At 66.6% G+C, this 1506-nt stretch carries 1 protein-coding gene and 1 pseudogene; one reads left to right on the top strand and one right to left on the bottom strand.

Features of this window, described 5'->3' with window-relative positions:
- Nucleotides 1-500: 500 nt before the first annotated feature.
- Nucleotides 501-947, top strand: a pseudogene (locus tag VGR06_RS44010) (IS110 family transposase); the annotation flags it as partial.
- 39 nt (nt 948-986) lie between these two features.
- On the opposite strand, the gene VGR06_RS24845 reads toward VGR06_RS44010, so the two are convergent.
- Nucleotides 987-1506, bottom strand: a 520-nt coding sequence (locus tag VGR06_RS24845; RefSeq protein ID WP_327561523.1) for a transposase, incomplete at its 5' end; no start/stop codon positions are given.

Here is a 1506-nt window from a genome sequence, read left to right as displayed (position 1 = left end):
CGTCTTCTCGTCCAGTGTCGAGTGGTCGGTTGCCCATGATCAAGTCCTTCCTGATGAGACGCTCGACGGGTCTGTTGCATTGAGCGATCCGAAGTGATCTTGACAGGAAATCTTACTGCCGGAAGCCCCTCGGAATGCCTGCAGCCCGTGCTGACGAGGTTCCGTAGCTCCGGCCTCCGTGCGCCGAGCGCGGTTCCGACCGCAAATCTTCCTGCGAAGATCACTCGCGATCGCTCAATGCAACTGTGAGTCTATGTGGGCGGCTCTGGGATCGTCGGGGCCGTGTTCCCGGGCCGCGGTCTGACCCGCAATGCAACTGGCTCAGTTGATGCCTTGGTTCTGATCTGTCGGCTGTGGCGCTGGGAGTGCGTATTGCCACCGGACCGGTGGGCGTGTCCCGATAGGGGCCTTGCTGTACCAGGGCACCGTCACAGTTCTGACCGCCCGGCCGGCCGGCGGAGGCCATCCGTTGCCCGAGCCGATCAGGAGACGAACGACCAATGACCAGCATGCCCGAGGTTCGCCTGGACAGCGACACCAGCCAGCACACCGAGCAGGTGATCGTTGGGGTGGATACCCACAAGGACACCCACGTCGCCGCAGTGATCACCCTGGTGGGTGTGCTGGTGGCCTGCCGGGCGTTCCCGGCCACCGCGGCCGGCTACCGGCGGCTGCTGGCCTGGGCGAGCAGCCTCGGCGCGGTGCAGCGGGCGGGGGTGGAAGGCACAGGCTCCTACGGGGCGGGCCTGACCCGCTACCTGCGACGCGAGGGCATCGCCATGGTCGAGGTCAACCGGCCCGACCGGGCCGCCCGCCGTCGCCGCGGTAAGACTGACCCGGTCGACACGGAGGCCGCCGCCCGCGCGGTCTTAGATGGCCGGGCGACCGTCACGCCGAAGACCACGGACGGCCCGGTGGAGATGCTGCGCATGTTCAGGCTGGCCCGAGCGAGCCTGTCAAGATTTTTGTGTAAGTCGTCTCATGTTCTAGTTGGTGTAGGTCGCGAGTCGGTCGGGGTGGGCGAGGGCGAGTGCGCCGAGGGCGGCTTTCCAGTTTTGGACGGTGGCGCCTTCGACGAGCCGGCCGGGGGCTTTGCGTTTGTTTCGGGGGGTGCCTTTCTGGTTGGCGCGGGCGCGGGTTCGCTTGTCTTCGATGTCGCGGATGGCGAGCCAGAGCAGTTTGATCACCGCGTCGTCGTTGGGGAAGTGGCCACGGTTTTTGATGATTTTGCGGAGCTGGTAGTTCAGGCTTTCCGCGGCGTTGGTGGTGTAGATGATCCGGCGGAGCTCTTCGGGGAAGGCGAGGAACGGGATGAACCGCTGCCAGGCGGTCTGCCAGGTGGCGACCGCGGCGGGGTAGCGGCGCCCCAGGTCGGAGTCGGCGAAGGCGGCCAGCGCGGTTTCGGCGGCCTCCACGGTGGGTGCGGTATAGATCTGGCGCAGCGCGGCCGCGATGCGTTTGCGATCGTCGTAGGAGACGAACCGCATCGCGGCGCGGATCAGGTGG

The sequence above is a fragment of the Actinophytocola sp. genome, from assembly GCF_036002505.1.
Lineage (GTDB): Bacteria > Actinomycetota > Actinomycetes > Mycobacteriales > Pseudonocardiaceae > DASYTH01.
This window is presented reverse-complemented; position numbering and strand designations above follow the sequence as displayed.